22 protein-coding genes are annotated in these 18,627 nt (G+C 65.3%); 6 read left to right on the top strand and 16 right to left on the bottom strand.

What is annotated here, in order from left to right:
• Positions 1-70: 70 nt before the first annotated feature.
• From H3H39_RS21495 to leuS, 6 genes are all read right to left on the bottom strand, one after another.
• Entirely contained in the window at positions 71-1,273 is a 1,203-nt protein-coding gene (locus tag H3H39_RS21495; protein WP_375540450.1) for a THUMP domain-containing class I SAM-dependent RNA methyltransferase, read from the bottom strand.
• A gap of 85 nt (positions 1,274-1,358) precedes the next feature.
• Positions 1,359-1,787: a CopD family protein gene (locus tag H3H39_RS21490; protein WP_182156404.1), complete on the bottom strand. Its 429-nt coding sequence runs from the start codon at positions 1,785-1,787 to the stop codon at positions 1,359-1,361.
• A 32-nt stretch (positions 1,788-1,819) separates the two neighbouring features.
• Positions 1,820-3,085 (bottom strand): glutamate-5-semialdehyde dehydrogenase, encoded by a 1,266-nt coding sequence (locus H3H39_RS21485; protein WP_182156402.1) that lies wholly within the window; start codon positions 3,083-3,085, stop codon positions 1,820-1,822.
• A gap of 68 nt (positions 3,086-3,153) precedes the next feature.
• On the bottom strand, positions 3,154-4,170 hold the full coding sequence (holA, locus tag H3H39_RS21480) for a DNA polymerase III subunit delta (protein ID WP_182156400.1): 1,017 nt from the start codon (positions 4,168-4,170) through the stop codon (positions 3,154-3,156).
• Between the two features lie 12 nt (positions 4,171-4,182).
• Entirely contained in the window at positions 4,183-4,740 is a 558-nt protein-coding gene (locus H3H39_RS21475) for an LPS-assembly lipoprotein LptE (protein ID WP_182156398.1), read from the bottom strand.
• 3 nt (positions 4,741-4,743) lie between these two features.
• Positions 4,744-7,386 carry a leucine--tRNA ligase gene (gene leuS / locus H3H39_RS21470; protein ID WP_182156396.1) on the bottom strand — a complete coding sequence of 881 codons (2,643 nt, stop codon included), beginning with the start codon at positions 7,384-7,386 and terminating at the stop codon, positions 4,744-4,746.
• Positions 7,387-7,526: 140 nt separating this feature from the next.
• On the opposite strand from leuS, the gene H3H39_RS21465 reads away from it, so the two are divergent.
• Both H3H39_RS21465 and H3H39_RS21460 read left to right on the top strand, forming a co-directional pair.
• The gene (locus H3H39_RS21465) at positions 7,527-7,892 is read left to right on the top strand and encodes a VOC family protein (RefSeq protein WP_182156394.1); all 366 of its coding nucleotides are present in this window, start codon (positions 7,527-7,529) and stop codon (positions 7,890-7,892) included.
• An 11-nt stretch (positions 7,893-7,903) separates the two neighbouring features.
• Positions 7,904-9,292, top strand: coding sequence for a nucleotide disphospho-sugar-binding domain-containing protein (locus H3H39_RS21460; protein WP_182156392.1), 1,389 nt, complete (start codon positions 7,904-7,906; stop codon positions 9,290-9,292).
• 44 nt (positions 9,293-9,336) lie between these two features.
• Here H3H39_RS21460 and H3H39_RS21455 read toward each other — a convergent pair whose 3' ends face one another.
• On the bottom strand, positions 9,337-10,329 hold the full coding sequence (locus H3H39_RS21455; protein WP_182156390.1) for a quinone oxidoreductase family protein: 993 nt from the start codon (positions 10,327-10,329) through the stop codon (positions 9,337-9,339).
• Positions 10,330-10,407: 78 nt separating this feature from the next.
• On the opposite strand from H3H39_RS21455, the gene H3H39_RS21450 reads away from it, so the two are divergent.
• Genes H3H39_RS21450 through map form a run of 3 tightly spaced genes read left to right on the top strand, consistent with a single transcriptional unit; the run spans position 10,408 to position 12,440 of the window.
• The gene (locus tag H3H39_RS21450; RefSeq protein WP_182156388.1) at positions 10,408-11,328 is read left to right on the top strand and encodes a LysR family transcriptional regulator; all 921 of its coding nucleotides are present in this window, start codon (positions 10,408-10,410) and stop codon (positions 11,326-11,328) included.
• Positions 11,329-11,371: 43 nt separating this feature from the next.
• Positions 11,372-11,647 carry a ParD-like family protein gene (locus tag H3H39_RS21445; RefSeq protein ID WP_182156386.1) on the top strand — a complete coding sequence of 92 codons (276 nt, stop codon included), beginning with the start codon at positions 11,372-11,374 and terminating at the stop codon, positions 11,645-11,647.
• Positions 11,634-12,440 carry a type I methionyl aminopeptidase gene (gene map, locus H3H39_RS21440; RefSeq protein ID WP_182156384.1) on the top strand — a complete coding sequence of 269 codons (807 nt, stop codon included), beginning with the start codon at positions 11,634-11,636 and terminating at the stop codon, positions 12,438-12,440. The genes H3H39_RS21445 and map overlap by 14 nt, the downstream gene beginning before the upstream one ends.
• A gap of 55 nt (positions 12,441-12,495) precedes the next feature.
• On the opposite strand, the gene H3H39_RS21435 is transcribed toward map, so the two are convergent.
• The 7 genes from H3H39_RS21435 to H3H39_RS21405 form a co-directional block, all read right to left on the bottom strand.
• Positions 12,496-12,822, bottom strand: a complete 327-nt coding sequence (locus H3H39_RS21435; protein ID WP_182156382.1) for a type II toxin-antitoxin system RelE/ParE family toxin — start codon at positions 12,820-12,822, stop codon at positions 12,496-12,498.
• Positions 12,819-13,100, bottom strand: coding sequence for a type II toxin-antitoxin system Phd/YefM family antitoxin (locus tag H3H39_RS21430; RefSeq protein ID WP_182156380.1), 282 nt, complete (start codon positions 13,098-13,100; stop codon positions 12,819-12,821). The genes H3H39_RS21435 and H3H39_RS21430 overlap by 4 nt, the downstream gene beginning before the upstream one ends.
• Before the next feature lie 80 nt (positions 13,101-13,180).
• Positions 13,181-13,507, bottom strand: a complete 327-nt coding sequence (locus H3H39_RS21425; RefSeq protein WP_182156378.1) for a barstar family protein — start codon at positions 13,505-13,507, stop codon at positions 13,181-13,183.
• Positions 13,507-13,932 (bottom strand): ExbD/TolR family protein, encoded by a 426-nt coding sequence (locus H3H39_RS21420; protein ID WP_182156376.1) that lies wholly within the window; start codon positions 13,930-13,932, stop codon positions 13,507-13,509. The genes H3H39_RS21425 and H3H39_RS21420 overlap by 1 nt, the downstream gene beginning before the upstream one ends.
• Positions 13,933-13,954: 22 nt before the next feature.
• Complete coding sequence (locus tag H3H39_RS21415; RefSeq protein WP_182156374.1) at positions 13,955-14,641, bottom strand: MotA/TolQ/ExbB proton channel family protein; 687 nt, start codon at positions 14,639-14,641, stop codon at positions 13,955-13,957.
• A gap of 19 nt (positions 14,642-14,660) precedes the next feature.
• Positions 14,661-15,470, bottom strand: a complete 810-nt coding sequence (gene dapB, locus H3H39_RS21410) for a 4-hydroxy-tetrahydrodipicolinate reductase (protein WP_182156372.1) — start codon at positions 15,468-15,470, stop codon at positions 14,661-14,663.
• Positions 15,471-15,503: 33 nt separating this feature from the next.
• Positions 15,504-16,055: an outer membrane protein assembly factor BamE gene (locus H3H39_RS21405; protein WP_182156370.1), complete on the bottom strand. Its 552-nt coding sequence runs from the start codon at positions 16,053-16,055 to the stop codon at positions 15,504-15,506.
• A gap of 78 nt (positions 16,056-16,133) precedes the next feature.
• On the opposite strand from H3H39_RS21405, the gene fur reads away from it, so the two are divergent.
• Positions 16,134-16,562 (top strand): ferric iron uptake transcriptional regulator, encoded by a 429-nt coding sequence (gene fur, locus H3H39_RS21400; RefSeq protein WP_182156368.1) that lies wholly within the window; start codon positions 16,134-16,136, stop codon positions 16,560-16,562.
• A gap of 52 nt (positions 16,563-16,614) precedes the next feature.
• Here fur and hrcA read toward each other — a convergent pair whose 3' ends face one another.
• Positions 16,615-17,631: a heat-inducible transcriptional repressor HrcA gene (gene hrcA, locus H3H39_RS21395; RefSeq protein ID WP_182156366.1), complete on the bottom strand. Its 1,017-nt coding sequence runs from the start codon at positions 17,629-17,631 to the stop codon at positions 16,615-16,617.
• 77 nt (positions 17,632-17,708) lie between these two features.
• Positions 17,709-18,416, bottom strand: coding sequence for an HAD family hydrolase (locus H3H39_RS21390; protein WP_182156364.1), 708 nt, complete (start codon positions 18,414-18,416; stop codon positions 17,709-17,711).
• Between the last annotated feature and the right edge of the window lie 211 nt (positions 18,417-18,627).

Here is an 18,627-nt window from a genome sequence, read left to right as displayed (position 1 = left end):
CCATGCGGCCAGCATTGCACTGGCCGCAAATGAAAGGCGGGGCTGGCGCCCCGCCATGGCCTTCCTGACCTTACTCGGTCTTGGGCTTGGCTTCCTCGCGGCGGTTGTAGCCGGCCACCATGTCGAAGCGGAACAGACGGCATTCCAGCGCGCCGTTGAAGAACGGCGTCTTGCGGGCCTCCTTCAGGCGCAGCATGCGCGGCAGCTTGAGATCGGCCGTGAACAGGAACACGGTCCAGCCGGCGAAGCGCTGCTTGAGCGTGGTGCCCAGCGCCGAATAGAAGCTGACGGCCAGTTCATCCTCGGGCAGCGTGCTGTCGCCGCGCACGCCGATCCGCTCGCCGTACGGCGGGTTGGTCAGCAGGATACCCGGCTGCTCGGTGGGTGCCTTCACTTCCTGGGCCTCGATCTGCTTGAGCGGCACCTCGAACAGCACGCCGGCGCAACGCAGGTTGTGGCGCGCCATGGCCACCATGTCGCCGGAAATGTCGCTGCCGAAAATGGTCGGCGTGGCCGGCAGCGGATTGGGCTTGATGGCCGCCTTCATGGCTTGCCACGGGGCCGGATCGAAACCGTTGAACGCTTCGAAGGCGAAACGGCGGCGCGCGCCCGGCGGAATGCCCTGCACCATCTGTGCCGCTTCGCACAGGATGGTGCCGGAGCCGCACATGGGGTCGAACAACGGCACGCCCGGCTTCCAGCCCGACACGCGCAGCAGGCCGGCGGCCAGGTTCTCGCGCAACGGCGCGTCGCCCGTCTCCTCGCGCCAGCCGCGCTTGAACAGCGCCTCGCCCGAGGTGTCGAGGTAGATGGTGAACTGGCGCGCGTCCAGGAAGCCGACAATGCGCATGTCCGGTTCACGGGTGTTGACCGAGGGACGCTTGTTGAACTGGTCGCGGAAGCGGTCGCAGATGGCGTCCTTGATCTTGAGCGTGGTGAATTCCAGGCTTTTCAGCGGCGACTTGACGGCCGTGACGTCGACCCGGATCGTATGGTCGTAGGTGAACCAGTCTTCCCAGGGCTGGGCCAGCACCAGGTCGTAGATGTCATTCTCGTTCTGGTAGCCGATGACGGCCATGCGCATCAGCACCCGCGAGGCGATGCGCGAATGCAGGTTGACGCGGTAGGCGTCGTACAGGTCGCCGGAGCAGTGCACGCCGCCGGGCACCTGGTTGTGCACTTTCAGGGTGGGGCTTTGCTGGGCGATTTCGCCCAGTTCTTCGGCCAGCGCCGCTTCCATGCCGCGCGGGCATGGGCAAAAATAAGAAGTCATCAGGTGTACCTTTTATCCGTTAAAAATCAACATACCGTTTATATCGTATGCCACATTGACTACAAAATTCACTGCAAAAACTACTTTAAAATGGCTTGACCACCACCAGCATCACGATCGCCAGCAGCATCAGCACCGGCACCTCGTTGAAGTAGCGGAACCATACGTGGCTGCGCTTGTTGGCGCCGTTCTCGAACTTCTTCAACAGCGAACCGCAGGCGTGGTGATAACCGAGCACCAGCGCCACCAGCCCCAGCTTGGCATGCATCCAGCCCGGAATGGCGAAACCATCGGGGCCGTTGTACTGCAAATACAGCAGGATGGCGCCGAACACGATGGCCGGCACCATCAGCATGGTCATGAAGCGGAACAGCTTGCGCGCCATCATCAACATCCGCTCGGTGGCCACCGTCTCCGATTCCTGCGCCAGGTTGACGAAGATGCGCGGCAGGTAAAAGATCCCGGCGAACCAGGAAATGACGAAGAAGATGTGCAGCGCTTTAATCCAGAGCATGGGACTCCTGTCGGTTGTACTTATTTGCTTGCTTACTTGCGCACTTCGCCGTGGCCGAACACCACGTATTTGAGCGAAGTCAGGCCCTCCAGGCCGACCGGGCCGCGCGCGTGCAGCTTGTCGTTGGAGATGCCGATTTCCGCGCCCAGGCCGTATTCGAAGCCGTCCGCGAAACGGGTCGAGGCGTTCACCATCACGGACGCCGAATCGACTTCGCGCAGGAAGCGCATGGCGTCCGTGTAGTCCTCGGTGACGATGGACTCGGTGTGCTTGGACGAATAACGGTTGATGTGGTCCATCGCCTGGTCGATGCCGTCCACCACCTTCACGGCCAGGATGGCGGCCAGGTATTCCGTGGCCCAGTCCTCTTCGGTGGCGGCCACCAGGTGCGGGTAGCCGGCCAGGATGGCCTGCGCTTCCGGATCGCAGCGCAGCTCGACCTGCTTGGTGGCGTACAGCTTGGCCAGCTCCGGCAGCACGCGCGGTGCGATGGCGCGCGCCACCAGCAGCGTTTCCATGGTATTGCAGGTGCCATAGCGGTGGCACTTGGCGTTAAAGCCGATGTCGAGCGCCTTTTGCAGGTCGGCCTTGGCGTCGATGTAGACGTGGCAGATGCCGTCCAGGTGCTTGATCATCGGTACGGTGGCTTCTTCCATCAGGCGCGCGATCAGGCCCTTGCCGCCGCGCGGCACGATCACGTCCACGTATTGCGGCATGGTGATCATGGCGCCCACGGCGGCGCGGTCGGTGGTGTCGACCACTTGCACGCCGTTTTCCGGCAAGCCGGCGCCCAGCAAGCCTTCCTTGACCAGCTTGGCCAGCGCGCGGTTGCAGTTGATCGCTTCCGAGCCGCCGCGCAGGATGGTGGCGTTGCCGCTCTTGATGCACAGGCCGGCCGCGTCCACGGTCACGTTGGGACGGGCTTCGTAGATGATGCCGATCACGCCCAGCGGCACGCGCATCTGGCCCACCTGGATGCCGGACGGGCGGAACTTCATGCCGGAGATTTCGCCGATCGGGTCAGGCAGCGCGACGATCTGGCGCAAGCCTTCGACCATGGTGGCGATGGCCGCCTCCGACAGGGTCAGGCGGTCCACCATGGCCGGCGCCAGGCCGGTGGCGCGGGCCGCATCCAGGTCCAGCTGGTTGGCGGCGCGCAGGGCCGGCGCTTCGCGCTCGATCGCCTCGGCGATCAGGAGCAACGCGCGGTTGCGGGTGGCGCTGTCGGCCCTGGCCATGGCGCGCGACGCGGCGCGCGCCTGCTGGCCCACTTGTTCCATGTATTGCTTGATGTCCATATTTATCCCGTTCGTCCTGCCACAAATTCGTCGGTTTGGCGCGCTGGCGGCGCGCCAACGGCACGCGATCAGCCGCGCGCGACTTTCAGCGCCAGCTGCAGCATGGCGTCCCAGGCGTCGCCGGAGAACGCCTTGGCCCGCAGGCCCTTGATCATTTTATCCACCTGCGCCGCATCCTTCATGGCTGCCTCCAGCGTGGGCAGCGAGATACGCCGCAGGGCCGGGTCCATCATGCGCTCGCGCGGACCCCAGATGCGGTATTCCTTGAGCAGTGCGCCCAGGGGACGGCCCTGCGCCATCCCCGCTTTCAATTTTAACAGCGTCCGGATTTCCTCGGACACGGCCCACAATACCAGCGGCAGCGCCTCGCCTTCGCCCTTCAAGCCTTCCAGCATGCGCACCAGGCGGGCCGGATCGCCGGCCAGCATGGCTTCACTCAGCTTGAACACGTCGTAACGGGCCACATTGAGCACGGCGTCGTGCACCTGCTCGTAGCTCAAGCGGCCCGGCTCGTGCAGCAGGCCCAGTTTCTGGATCTCCTGGTGCGCCGCCAGCAAATTGCCCTCCACCCGGTCGGCGATGAACTCGATGCTCTGGCGGTCGGCGCTCTGGCCTTGCGCGGCCAGCCGCTGGCCGATCCAGTTGGGCAGCTGGTTACGCTCCACCTGCGGAATGTCGATATAGACGGCGGCCTGCTGCAAGCTCGCCACCCAGGCCGCCTTCTGCGTCTGCCAGTCCAGCTTGGGCAGGGTGATCAGCGTCAGGTTGTCCGGGCTCAGGTCCTTCACATAGCTTTGCAGGGCCGCGCCGCCATCCTTGCCCGGCTTGCCACTGGGGATGCGCAGCTCGATCAGCTTCTTGTCGCCGAACAGCGACAAGGCCTGGTTGGCCGCCAGCAGTTCGCCCCACTTGAAGGTGCGCTCCACGGTCAGCACGTCGCGCTCGGAATAGCCTTGCGCGCGCGCGGCGCGGCGGATCTTGTCGGCCGCCTCCAGCGCCAGCAGGTGTTCGTCGCTGGTGACGACATACAGCTGGGCCAGCTGCTTGCCCAGGTGGCCGTCCAGCGCTTCCGGTCGCAATTGCATGACTGTCCCCGCTTACTGCCGGCTGGCCGGCGCCACCGACATCTGCACCGGCTTGAGGGCGGCGATGCGGCGCATCATCTGCTGCACCAGGTCGGTCTGCATGTCCTTGTACAGCAACGCTTCCTCGCGCTCCTTGGCCAGCAACTGGGTTTCGTTGAAGGTGATGGGGCGGTTCAGCGAAATGGTGGTGGACGGCAGCAGCTCGTTGCCCTGGCGGTCCAGCACCCGGAACATGATGGTGTAGGCCAGCAGGTACTCGCGCACCCGGCCATTGCTGTTCAGCGACAGGATCGTTTTGCTGCGCGTCTTTTCCGGATCGCTCAACACCTCGATCACGCCGTCCGCATCCTTGGCATTGGCCGCCACGGTGGTGCCGCCATTGGCGCGGATGTTGCGCTTGAGGTCTATCGCCAGCGGCGACGACTCCGGCAAGCCCACGTACAGCGACGGGAACGGCAGCGTGTAATGGCCACCCTCCCCGCGCAGGTGGAAGCCGCAGGCGGTCAGCGACAGGGACAACGCCAGCAGCGCGCCCCAGCGCCGCCACAACACGGAAGTGGTGGCCGTCATCGCTTACACCACGATGTTGATCAACTTGCCCGGCACCACGATGACCTTCTTCGGCGTGCCTTCGATGAACTTCTGCACCGCCTCGTTGGCCAGCGCGGCCGCTTCGATGGCCGCCTTGTCGGCCGTCTTGGCCACGGTGACGCTGCCACGCAGCTTGCCGTTCACCTGGATCATCATCTCGATCTCGGCCTGTTCCAGCGCGGCCGGGTCCACCTGCGGCCAGGCGGCGTTCAGCAGGTCGCCGAACACTTTGCCGTAGCCCAGTTGTTCCCACAGCACGTGGGTGATGTGCGGCGCGACCGGGTTGAGCAGGCGCAGGAAGATGGAGAAGCCTTCCGCCACCAGCGCGTTCGACTCGGCGCTGTCATCCAGCTTGGCCGATTCCATCGTGTTGAGCATCTTCATGCAGGCCGACACCACGGTGTTGTACTGGATGCGCTTCAAGTCGTAGTCGGCCTGCTGCAGGATCTTGTGCAGTTCGCGGCGCAGGGTTTTCTGCGGCTCGGTGGCCACCGGCGCGGCCGGTGCGGCCAGCGCGGAACCGATACGGGCCGCTTGCGCGTAGCCGTAAGCCCACACGCGGCGCAGGAAGCGGTTGGCGCCTTCCACGCCGCTGCCCGACCATTCCAGCGTCTGTTCCGGCGGCGAGGCGAACATGGTGAACAAACGGGCCGTGTCGGCGCCGTACTGCTCGATCTGGGCTTGCGGGTCGATGCCGTTGTTCTTCGACTTGGACATTTTCTCCGTGCCGCCGATGTGCACCGGCTGGCCGTCGGCCGTCAGGGTGGCGCCTTGCGGGCGGCCCTTGTCGTCCAGCGTCAGGTCCACGTCGGCCGGGTTGAACCAGGTCTTCTTGCCGGCCGCGTCTTCGCGGTAGTAGGTTTCGTTCAGCACCATGCCCTGGGTCAGCAGGTTGACGAACGGCTCGTCGAACTTGACCAGGCCGAAGTCGCGCATCACCTTGGTCCAGAAGCGGGCATACAGCAAGTGCATCACGGCGTGCTCGATGCCGCCGATGTACTGGTCCATCGGCATCCAGTAATCGTTGCGCGCGTCGACCATGGACTCGCTCGAACCGGGCGAGGTATAGCGCATGTAGTACCACGACGAATCGACGAAGGTGTCCATGGTGTCCGTCTCGCGGCGGGCTGGCTTGCCGCACTTGGGGCAGTCGCACTTGAGGAAGGCTTCATGCTTGTTGAGCGGGTTGCCGCTGCCGTCCGGCACGCAGTCCTCCGGCAGCACGACGGGCAGGTCTTGCTCCGGCACCGGCACCGAGCCGCAGTCGTCGCAGTGGATCATCGGGATCGGCGTGCCCCAGTAGCGCTGGCGCGACACGCCCCAGTCGCGCAGGCGGAAGGTGATCTTCTTCTCGCCCAGGCCTTTATCGGCCATGGCGGCGGCCACCGCTTCCACGGCGTCGGCGTAGTTCAGGCCATCGAACTGGGCCGAGTTGCAGACGATGGAGATGTCCTTGTCGCCATACCATTCCTGCCAGGCGTCGGTGGAGAATTCCTTGCCTTCGGCGCGGATCACCTGCTTGATCGGCAGGTCGTATTTTTTGGCGAACGCGAAATCGCGCTCGTCGTGGGCCGGCACGCCCATCACGGCGCCGTCGCCGTAGGTCATCAGCACGTAGTTACCGACCCACACTTCCACCTGGGCGCCCGTCAGCGGATGGGTGACGAACAGGCCGGTGGGCATGCCCTTCTTCTCCATGGTGGCCATGTCGGCCTCGATCACGGAACCGAGCTTGCATTCGGCGTTGAAGGCGGCCAGCGCGGGGTTGCTCTGCGCGGCGTGCACGGCCAGCGGGTGCTCGGCGGCCACGGCGCAGAAGGTCACGCCCATCACCGTGTCGGGACGGGTGGTGAACACGTACATCCTGCCATCGCCGATCAGGGCGCCGGCGGCGTCCTTGATCTGGTGCGGGAAGGCGAAGCGCACGCCGGTCGATTTGCCGATCCAGTTGGTCTGCATGGTGCGCACGCGCTCGGGCCAGCCGGGCAGCTTGGTGTCCACGTAGTCCAGCAGCTCATCTGCGTAATCCGTGATGCGGGCGTAATACATGGGGATTTCGCGCTTTTCGATCAGCGCGCCGGAACGCCAGCCGCGGCCATCGACCACCTGTTCGTTGGCCAGCACGGTCTGGTCGATCGGGTCCCAGTTCACGGTGCCGGTCTTCTTGTAGATGATGCCTTTTTCCAGCATCTTGAGGAACATCCACTGGTTCCACTTGTAGTACTCGGGTTTGCAGGCCGTCATTTCGCGCGACCAGTCGATGGCCAGGCCCATGGACTCCATCTGCTCGCGCATGTGGGCGATGTTGGAGTAGGTCCATTGCGCCGGCGGCACGTTGTTGGCCATGGCCGCGTTCTCGGCGGGCATGCCGAAGGCGTCCCAGCCCATGGGCATGAGCACGTTGTAGCCGTTCATGCGCAGGTAGCGGTACATCACATCATTGATCGTATAGTTGCGCACGTGACCCATGTGCAGCTTGCCCGAAGGGTAAGGCAGCATCGAGCAAGCGTAGTACTTACCCTTGGGGAAACGGGGGTCGTTTTCGACGGCTTTGTAGGCATCGATCGCCTTCCAGTGGGATTGGGCGGCTTTTTCGACGTCGGCGGGACTATATTTATCTTGCATGATGTGTGCGGCCAGAAGTGTATATGAACCGAACATTATACTGGTTAGCGGCCAGGCTGAGCGTGCCGGCGCGGCCGGCGCCCACGGCGGAGGCGAACGTGGCATGATATGGTTTTTTTAACATGAGCAGGGAGACAACCATGATCAAGGGATTACGCACCGTGATCTACCCCACGCCGGAGCTGGCCCAGGGCAAGGACTGGTACACGCAGGCGTTCGGCGTGGCCCCCTATTTCGACCAGCCGTTCTACGTAGGTTTCGCCGTGGGCGGCTTTGAACTGGGCCTGGTGCCGGACGGCCAGCCCGGCCAGACGGGCGCCAAGGCTTACTGGGGTGTGGACGATATCGAGGCCGACGTGGCGCGCCTGCTCGCGCTGGGCGCCACCGTGCACGCGGCCGTGCAGGACGTGGGCGACGGCATCAAGGTGGCGGAACTGAACGCCCCGTTCGGCAACGTGCTGGGCCTGATCCAGAACCCCCATTTCGACCCGAAAACCGTCCGCTGACCAGGAAGCCCATGCCGCCGACGCTCGCCACACACCGCCCCGCCACGGGCCCGCTCATCATCGTCGCCAGCTCCGGCACCGGCGGCGACATCCGGCCCTTCGTGCTGCTGGCGCAGGGCTTGCGCGCACGGGGACACCGGGTGCGCATGCTGGTGCCGGCCTTCCACGAAAAGACCGTGCTGGCCAGCGGGCTTGATTACCAGATGTTCGGCCAGGCGGCGCAGTTCCAGGCGACACTGGACAACCCGGACCTGTGGGATGAGCGCAAAGGCTTTGGCGTGGCCTGGCAGGCCGGCGTGCCCCACCTGCAGGTGCTGCACGACATGGTGGCGGCGCTGCCGCCGGACGACGATTGCGTGCTGCTGTGCCACCCCATCCTGGCGCCGCTGGGCGCCATCGCCCGCGCGGCGCGGCCGGGGCTGCGCGTGGTCAGCGCCTATCTGGCGCCATCTAACCTGTGCAGCCTGCGGGACTTGCAGATGCTCGGTTCCATGTCGATTCCCCGCTGGACGCCGCTGTTCTGGCGCCGGCTGCTGTGGCAGGTGGCGAACCGGGTGTCGATCGACCCGGCCACACTGCCCAGCCTGAACGCCGGGCGCGCGCTGCGCGGCCTGCCGCCCGTGACGGGCTTCCTGGAGCACATGGTGCGCGCGCCAGACGCCGCCATCAACCTGTTCCCATCCTGGTTCGCACCCCGGCAGACGGACTGGCCGTCCCACCTGACCGGCGGCGACTTCCCCCGCACCGACCACGGCGCCACGCCGCCCGTGTCGCCCTTGCCACCCTCGTCGCTCCTGCCGCCCCTGTCGCCGCTGGCGCCGGTGCTGGAACAGTTCCTGGCTGCTGGCCCCGCCCCCATCGGCTTCACGCCGGGCACGGGGCACCAGCATGCGGCCGGCTACTTCAGCATGGCGCTGGACGCCTTGGGCCGGCTGGGACGGCGCGGCCTGTTCATCACGCCGCACCGGGCCCAGGTACCCGATTCCTTGCCGCCGCACGTGATGTGGGTGGCCGAGGCGCCCTTCAACGCGCTGCTGCCGCGACTGGCCGCGCTGGTGCACCATGGCGGCATTGGCACCATGGCTGAAGCGTTCCGCGCCGGCGTGCCGCAACTGGTGGTGCCGTCCGCGTTCGACCAGTTCGACAACGCGGCGCGGGCGCGCCAGTTGGGCGTGGCGCGCGTGATCCTGTCCCGGCGGCTGAGCGCCCGGCGCCTGCACCACGGCCTGCGCGAGCTGCTGGCCTCGCCCGACGTGGCGCGCGCCTGCGCCAGCATCGCAAAGCAGGCCACCAGCGGGCCGGGCCAGCCGTGGCTGATCACGCAAGTGGAAACGGCGCTGGGGGTCGTCGCCCCGTTGGCCGCGCCATCCCACCCCGAGCCGCAGCCGCAACTGGACTGAGGCTGGCCTGACGCTGGACTGAAGTTAAACTGAAGCGCCGTCCCTCAGGGCCGCAACAGGATGGCGCCAGAGTTGGCGCCATCCTCCAGCCGGCGATGGGCTTCGGCCGCTTGCGCCAGCGGCAGCACCTGGGCTACCGTGGCCCGCAGGCCGCCCTTCAATCGCGCCAGCGTGGCCTGCGCCGCTTCACGGTACAGGCCCGCATCGGCCACCATGCCGAACATGCTGGGCCGCGCGAACGCCACGTTATGGCCGCCGCCGAGCATGGACAGGTCGAGCGGCACCTCGCCGCTCACCTGTCCCACGCTGGCCACCATGCCGAACGCACGCACGGCGCGCAACGTGTCCACCAGCGTCTGGCCGCCGATGCCGTCGATGGCGTAGTCCACGCCGCGCCCGGCCGTCAGCGCGCGCACGGCATCCGGTACGGCGTGCTCACGATAGTTGATGGCGTGATCCAGCCCATGTTCGCGTGCCAGCGCGGCCTTGGCCTCGCTGCTGACGGTGCCGATCACGGTCGCGCCCAGCGCCTTGGCCCACTGCACCAGCACCAGCCCCAGGCCGCCGGCGGCCGCCTGCACCAGCACCGTGTCGCCCGCCCGCAGCGGCCGCACGTGCTGGAACAGCATGTGGGCCGTGATCCCACGCAGCAGCAACGCGGCCACCGTGTCGTCCGCCACCTCATCCGGCAGGGCGATGGCTTTCTCGGCCGGCAGGTTGCGCGCCGTGCTGTAGGCGCCGGCCGGCGGCCCCGCGTAGGCGATGCGCTGGCCCACGGCCAGTCCCTGCACACCGGGCCCGATCGCCTCCACCACGCCGGCCGCCTCCACGCCAGGCACCGCCGGCAAGGCGGGCAGCGGATACAGGCCGCTGCGGTGGTAGATGTCGACGAAGTTGACGCCGATGGCCGTGTGGCGCACCCGGATCTCGCCCCCGCCCGGCGGCGGCAGGATGACGCTGCCGTGTTCCAGCACGCTGGCGTCGCCATAAGCGTGGATCACGATCTGGCCGGCCTTGTTGTTGATGTCCTTGTCCATGAAGTTCTCCTTGAAGTTGATGGGACGGACTCAGGTTACACTGCGCATAAATCAACAACAATTCTCAAAAATCACACAATGTCTGTGCAAAAACAATCAGCCAGCAATCTGCAATGGGACGACGTGCGCCATTTTCTGGAACTGGCGCGGCTGGGCAGCCTGTCGGCCGCCGCCCGCAAGCTGGGGGTGGAGCATTCCACAGTGGCGCGCCGGGTGGAGGCACTGGAACAGACCCTGGCCGTGCGCCTGTTCGACCGCCTGCCGCGCGGCTGGGCCCTGACGCCGGAAGGGGAAACGCTGGCGCACCAGGCCCGCAAGCTGGAAGACGAGGCGCTGGCCTTCGCCCGCGTGGCGCTGGGCGTCTCTTCGCTGCAGGGCACGGTGCGGCTGTCCGTGCCGCCGGCCATGGGCGCTCACTTCCTCGTGCCCCGGCTGGCCGCGCGGCGCCAGGACTGGCCCGGCATCGACCTGGAAGTGATGGGCGAGACGCGCGAGGTAAACCTGGCGCGCGGCGAGGCCGACCTGGCCGTGCGCCTGTCGCGCCCCAGCGCGCCGGGGCTGGTGGCGCGCGCGCTGGGCACACTGGGCTACGGCCTGTACGCCGCGCCCCATTACGCGGAACGGGCGCCGGAGCAGTGGGAATTCCTCGGCTACGACGACAGCCTGCGCCGGGTGCCGCACCAGCAATGGCTGGAAGGGGTGGCGGCGGGCCGCCGCTTCATCCTGCGCAGCAACGACATGACGGGGCTGTGGCAGGCGGCGCGCGCCGGGCTGGGCATCGCCGCCCTGCCCCACTTCATCGGCCGCGTCGACGCCGGCCTGGTGCCGCTGCCCGCGCCCACCCATCCCGCGCCGCGCCAGATCTGGCTGGTCATGCATGCCGACGTGCGGCGCTCGCCGCGGGTGCGGGTGGTGGCCGACATGGTGGCCGCGCTGATCGCCAGCGAACAGGAACTGCTGTCAGGAGAGAGCGCGCCAGCGGCGGCGCCACGCTTGTGATAATATACGTTTCATATATAGAACGTATAAAGGCACTTCCCCCATGGGCATCGTTAAAATCTCCAGCCAGATGCATGAGAATCTGCGCATCGCCAGCGGTGCGCTGAACCGCTCCATCAACGCGCAAGCCGAACACTGGCTGCGCATCGGCCTGCTGGCCGAAACCAATCCCGACCTGCGCTACAGCGACATCTGCCATCTGCTGCTGCGCGCCGCGCAGGAAGGCGGCGTGACGCTGCCGCATGAACAGGACGACTTGCACACGGCCGCGCTGGCCGCCGCCAGGAAAGTACTGGGAGGCGCGCATGAACAAGCGTAAATCGCTGGCCATCCTGGTCAAGACCCCGGAGCAGATCGCGCAGGCGCGCGTGGCGGCGCAACTGGCGGCCGACGTGCTGACCATGATCGCAGAACACGTGCGGCCCGGCGTCAGCACGGCGGAACTGGACCGGCTGTGCAACGAGTACATCGTCAAGGTGCAGCAAGCCATTCCCGCCAACGTGGGCTACAGCGGTTTTCCCGCCACCGTGTGCACTTCCGTCAACCAGGTGGTATGCCACGGCATCCCGGCGCCCGATGAAGTGCTCAAGGATGGCGACATCATCAACATCGACGTGGCCGTGATCCGTGACGGCTGGCATGGCGACACCAGCCGCATGTACTACGTGGGCACCCCGTCCAAGACGGCCAAGCGGCTGGTGGACGTGACCTACAGCGCAATGTGGGCCGGCATCCGCGCCGTGCGCCCCGGCGCCACGCTGGGCGATGTGGGGCACGCGATCCAGACCGTGGCCGAGAAGGCCGGCTTCAGCGTGGTGCGCGACTACTGCGGCCACGGCATCGGCCTGGTCTACCACGAGGATCCGGAAGTACGCCACTACGGCAAGCCGGCCACCGGCATGGTGCTCAAGCCGGGCATGCTGTTCACCATCGAACCGATGATCAACGCCGGCCGCGCTTCGACCGTGGAACTGGATGATGGCTGGACCGTGGAAACGCGCGACGGTTCGCTGTCGGCCCAGTGGGAACACATGGTGGTGGTGACGGACAGCGGCTACGAAGTGCTAACGCTGGCGCCGGCGGAGCATGGCCAGGACGTACCGTCCCGCTGACTGCATGTGAAGTGATGCCCTCTGGTGGCCACGCGTGTCACCTGGGGGCGATCAATCAGACGGACAACAAACGACGGCGCAACAATGCCTCAAGGTCGCGGCTCGTATGGCAGACAAGATGTATGTAGCAAACGTCAGCGCCGCCACGTTCGAAGATGATACGATGCTGACCAGCCAACAGTTGGCGATATTGAGAAAGATTGAGTTCTTCCAGTTCTTTCACAAAAATGCCTTTATATTTCGGCCACTCCTTAAGCGTCGCCACTTCATCGCGAATTTCTTTGGTGACTCTGATGGCAAACCGAGGGGACTCGGAATGCCTCAAGAAATCACGAATATCCATCAAATCATGTTTGGCCGCCTCCGTCCAAACGATCTTCATTTGGCAGAGAGCGCTTGGTCTTCCGCCTCAAGCTGAGCAAAGAAGTCATCGTGCTCAGTGACCCTGCCATCTTCAATCTGTCGCTTACCGTGGGCAAGAATGCGTAGCATGGTCAGCTGGTCCTGGGTTTTCTGATAGCTCAGCGGGTCTTGCACGATCGCCTGGACTTTGCCATTGACAGTGATGGCCACGGGGTCACGCGTTTCTTGAACCTGCCTCACCACATCGCTCGTATTCTTCTTTAAATAGCTGATTGGCTGAACGTTAAGAAATTTCATACCGCCTCCATCGAGTTGGTCATGACATGATAATGCAGGATACGCAAGCCGGTTCGCCCCACCTGTCCGTTAGCCGTCCGTCAGCGCAGCACCAGCCGGAGCGCCGGCTTCTCGCCGTAATCCTCATAGCGTTCGTTGATGCCGGCTACGCAGTAGGTGACTTCCTCCAGGATGTCGGGCACCTTGGCCCGCATCGCCTCGGCGTCCACGATCACGATGTCGAGCAGCTCGTTGGGTTTCAAGCGGAAGCGCGTCATGCCATCCTCGTCGCGCAAATAGCTCAGGCAATCGACCCAGCCATCCATGGTGTGGGTGTAGCTGTCGGGGAAGCCCAGCGCCTGCCGGCACGCCTGATGGAAGGTGGTGAAGTCGACGATCGCGGCGCCATTGATTTCTGCGGTAGCCATTATTTTTTCTCTTTCGGTGGTTCAGTGACGAAACCGAGCTTGCTCAAGCCGGCCGTCTGGGCGGCGGCCATCACCTGGGCCACCACTTCGTAACGCGTGTTCTTGTCGGCCCGCAGTTGCAGCTCCGGCTGCGGATCCAGCTTGCTCGCCTCGGCCAGGCGCGCATCGAGCGCCGTCGCCGCCACGGCTTCATCGTTCCAGTACACCTGTCCCTTGGCGTCGATCGCCAGCGACACGCTGGCCGCCTGCTGTGGATTGGCCTGCGCCTGCGCCTTGGGCAGGTCGAGCTTGACGGCGTGCGTGAACATGGGCGCGCTGATGATGAAGATCACCAGCAGCACCAGCATCACGTCCACCATGGGCGTGACGTTGATGTCGGCCATCGGACCTTGCTGGCGGTGGTGGTTGAATGAGCCAAAGGCCATCGCTACTCCCGGCTTGAGGACGTCAGGTGCGGGCCCGCTCGCCCGTCGTCAGGTAGGCGTGCAAGTCGAACGCGAAGGCGTCCAGCTCGGCCAGCGTGAGGCGGTTGACCCGGTTGAAACCGTTATACGCCAACACGGCGGGAATCGCCACCGTGAGGCCGATGGCCGTCATGATCAGCGCCTCTCCCACGGGACCGGCCACTTTGTCAATCTGCACCGTGCCGGCCGTGGAAACGGCCGCCAGCGCATGGTAGATGCCCCACACGGTGCCCAGCAAACCGACGAAGGGCGCGGTGGAACCGATCGAGGCCAGCAGCGTCAATCCCGCTTCCAGCCGGGCCGTGACGCGCTGCACGGCCGCGCGCAGCACACGCGTGACCTGCTCCGCGTGGCCCATCTCGCCGCCCAGCGACGGCCGGCCGGCCACCTTGAGCTGGGCCGCGCCCAACTGCGCCAGTGGCGCGTACACCTGCTCGGGATCGGCCTGGGTCAGCGCGGCCACGCCATCATGCATGGTGGGCGCGTCCCAGAACGCCTGCACGGCCGGCGCGGCGCGGCGGATACGCCAGGCCGCCAGCCCCTTGGCCAGGATGCAGAACCAGCTGGCCAAGGACATGGCCAGCAGCAGGTAAGCCACGGCGTGGCTGACGGCGTCGCCCTGCTCCCAGTAACGCGCCAGGTTGAAGCTGGTGTCGAGGTTGGGCGTCATCGGCGCGGCGCTTCCCCGGTCAGTCGTTGAGCGACAGCACGTCGTTCATGTCGTACAGGCCGGTCGCCTTGTCGGCCAGGAAGCGGGCCGCGCGCAGGGCGCCATGGGCGTAGGTGACGCGGCTGCTGGACTTGTGGCTGATCTCGATGCGCTCACCCGTGCCGGCGAACAGCACGGTGTGGTCGCCCACGATGTCGCCGCCGCGGATGGTGGCGAAACCGATCGAGGACGGGTCGCGCTCGCCCGTCACCCCTTCGCGCGCGTAGACGGCGCATTCCTTCAGGTCGCGGCCCAGCGCATCGGCGATCACTTCACCCATTTTCAAGGCGGTGCCGGACGGCGCGTCCACCTTGTGGCGGTGGTGCGCTTCGATCACTTCGATGTCGTAGCCCACGGACAGCGCCTTGGCGGCCTGCTGCAGCAGCTTGAGCGTGACGTTCACGCCCACGCTCATGTTGGGCGCGAACACGATGGCGGTCTTCTTGGCGGCGGCGGCGATGGCAGCCTTGCCCGCTTCATCGAAGCCGGTGGTGCCGATGATCATCTTGATGCCGTGTTCAGCGCAGTAAGCCAGGTGAGCCAGCGTGCCTTCCGGACGGGTGAAATCAATCAGGAACTGGGCGCCGGCCAAACCCTTGGCCAGGTCTGCTTCGATCGCCACGCCACTTTTCTGGCCCAGGAAGGTGGCCGCGTCAGCGCCCAGGGTGGGCGAACCATCGCGGTCCAGTGCGCCGGCCAGACGGGCATCCGGCGTTTGCAGAATGGTTTCGATCAGGATGTGGCCCATGCGGCCGCCGGCGCCGGCGATGGCAATATTCAATGGATTCATGCTCTTTGCTCTGTCGATGAAAATAATTCTCTATTATTTGGCGGCTGGCGCATCCTGCTTGATGACGGGCGCCGGGCCGGCGATACGGGCGATGTATTCCTTCTCGGTCGGCAAATTGCCGCCTTCAAAGCGATCGACCTTGCCATCCTTGAAGAACACGGTCACGCGGCTGGTCGTGATTTCGCCACTGCCCTTGGCCAGGCGGAATGGGTAATCCCAACGGTCGGCATGGAAGATGTCGGACGCCAGCGAGGTGCCGAAGATGAAACGGACCTGATCGCGCGTCATGCCAACTTTCAACTGAGCTAACATTTCTTCCGAGACAAAGTTGCCTTGCTGAATATCAGGGCGGTAGGGCGAGAAGAACCACATGAACTTCTGGAACTTGGTGATGGTGGTCGTTTGCGCGCCATCGGCCGCCACGGGGGCGCTCTCGTGCTTGGCATCGCTCAGTTTTTCGCCCAGCGCGCTGCGGGTGGCGCAGCCGGACGTGGCCAATGCGACGCAAACGGCGGCCGCCAGCAGGGGCGCGCGGCGTGAAATTCGGTGCAACAAAGACTGCGATAAAGCCTGGGTGACGCGCATAAGTGTCCTCAATTGAATTGAGCGGAAGTGCCAAAACGCTATATCATAAAGCACCTGACCCATCTTAGAGTAACAAACATGAGTAACAATCCTACCGACCTCAAGGCCAGCGGCCTGAAAGCCACCCTGCCCCGCCTTAAGATCCTGGATATTTTTCAAAGCAGCCCCGTACGCCACCTGACGGCGGAAGACGTTTATAAAATATTACTGGCTGACAACATGGATGTGGGCCTGGCCACCGTTTATCGCGTGCTGACCCAGTTCGAGCAGGCCGGCTTACTCAATCGCAACCATTTCGAGACGGGCAAGGCCATTTTCGAACTGAACGAAGGTTCGCACCACGACCACCTCGTCTGTTTAGACTGCGGCCGGGTGGAAGAGTTCTTCGACGACGAGATCGAAGAGCGCCAGCATAAGATCGCCGAGGAGCGCGGCTTCAAGATCGCCGAGCACGCGCTGGCCATCTACGGCAACTGCATCAAGACGGCCTGCCCGCACAAGCACTGACAAAAAATTGGGGACGGACCCCCAATTTTTGGGGTCCGTCCCCAATTTTTTGTTAGTGGTGGCTGAGCGCGTTCGACAGCAGCTTGGCCGTGATGTCCACGATCGGAATCACGCGCTCGTACGCCATGCGGGTGGGACCGATCACGCCCAGCGTGCCGACGATCTTGCCGTTGGCCGTGTAGGGCGCCGTCACCACGCTCATCTCGTCCATCGGCACCAGGTTCGATTCGCCGCCGATGTAGATCTGCACCCCGCTGGCCTTGCTCGATACGTCCAGCAACTGCATCAGCCCCGTCTTCTGTTCGAACATGTCGAACATCTGGCGCAGCGACGTCATGTTCGATGACAAATCGCTCACCGACAGCAAATTGCGCTCGCCGGCGATCACCATGTCGTCCGAACTGTCGGCCATCGCCTCGCTGCCCGCCTCCACGGCCGCCTGCATCAGGCGCCCCATGTCGTCACGCAACTGGCGCAGCTCGCCCTGCAGCCGCTGGTGCACTTCGTCGAACGCCAGCCCGCCGTAGTTCTGGTTGATGTAGTTGGCCGACTGGGTCAGCTGGGCCGGGGTGTAATCCACATCCGTCAGCAGCAGCCGGTTCTGCACGTCGCCCGTGGGGCCGACGATCACCAGCAGAATACGTTTTTCCGACAGCCGCAGGAATTCGATCTGCTGGAACACGGATTCGCGCCGCGGACTGAGCACCACGCCGGCGAACTGCGACAGCGACGACAGCATCTGGGCCGCGTTGGCGATCATCTTCTGGGGCTGGGGCGCCTGCAACCGCATGCGCGCCTCCACCGCCTGCTCGTCGAACTGCTGCACCGTCAGCAGCGTGTCGACGAAGATGCGGTAGCCGCGCGGGGTGGGCACCCGTCCGGCCGACGTGTGGGGGCTGGCCACGTAACCCAGTTCCTCCAGGTCGGCCATGATGTTGCGGATGGTGGCCGGCGACAGGTCGAGGCCGGATATCTTGGACAGCGCACGCGAGCCGACCGGCTGGCCGTCGGCGATGTAACGCTCGATCAGGGCTTTGAGCAGGGTTTGGGCACGGGTATCGAGTTGCATATTTCTCTAGGCCGGCGCGGGCCGGCCACAAACTGGGTCACCCGCTTATTATGCACGCTCGCGGCGCGCTTGCGCCATCATTCCACGCCAAGTTGATGCAGCCATGCTTCCAATTCGTCCAGCGTGGCACAGATGGCGTCCGGCACGATGCCCAATTCCTCATGGGCGCGGCCGCCGTTGCGGTTAAGCCAGACGGCCCGCATCCCGGCCCGCTGGGCGCCGATCACGTCCAGTTTGAGGTCGTCGCCCACGTAGACGGCCGCCTCGGGCGCCACCCCCAGCGCGGCGCAGCCGGCCAGGAAGATGGACGGGTCGGGCTTGGCGCGGCCGAACTGGGGCGCGGCCAGCGTGGCTTCGAAATGGTGGGCCAGGCCGATCTGCGCCAGATCCGCGTTGCCGTTGGTGATGGTGCCCAGCCGCCAGCGCGCGCGCAGCCGTTCCAGCGCCGGCAGCACGTCGTCGTAGGGAGTGACGGCGTTGCGGGTGGCGAGGAAGATGCGGATCGCTTCATCGATATGGCGACCATCCTCGCCGGCCAGCGCGAACGCTTCCTCCAGCCCCACGCGGCGCAGGTGCGCCAGGTCGACGATCAATTCCGGGCGCCGCGCCAGCAGGGCCAGGCGGCGCTCGCGCAGTTCGGCGATGGAAAAACGGGTGGCCACGCGCGGCGCGTGCTCGGTCAGCCAGGCGTGCAAGTCCAGCTCGGCCTGGGCGATCACGGGCCCGATCGGCCACAAGGTATCGTCGAGGTCGAACAGCAGGGCTTGCGGGCGGATGGCGGGCATGGCGGGATGAGATGGGTGGCGAAGGCGTCATTGTCGCATCAATTGCCGCGTCCGGCGTGGCGCCCGCCCGCCCCGGGGCCGGCCGCCCCGTTACTATATACAGACCTTGATCCTCAAGGTTTTGGCCAGCCAAGTTCGGCATGATTGTTGCCCCCAGTCGTCCATGATCCGGGGGGTGTTGTCACCGGACTTGGTGGGTGGCTGGTGATCG

Origin of the sequence: Rugamonas apoptosis, assembly GCF_014042355.1 — a bacterium.
GTDB lineage: Bacteria > Pseudomonadota > Gammaproteobacteria > Burkholderiales > Burkholderiaceae_D > Rugamonas > Rugamonas apoptosis.
The sequence above is the reverse complement of the archived record's forward strand: the minus strand, read 5'-3'. Positions and strand labels throughout refer to the sequence as shown.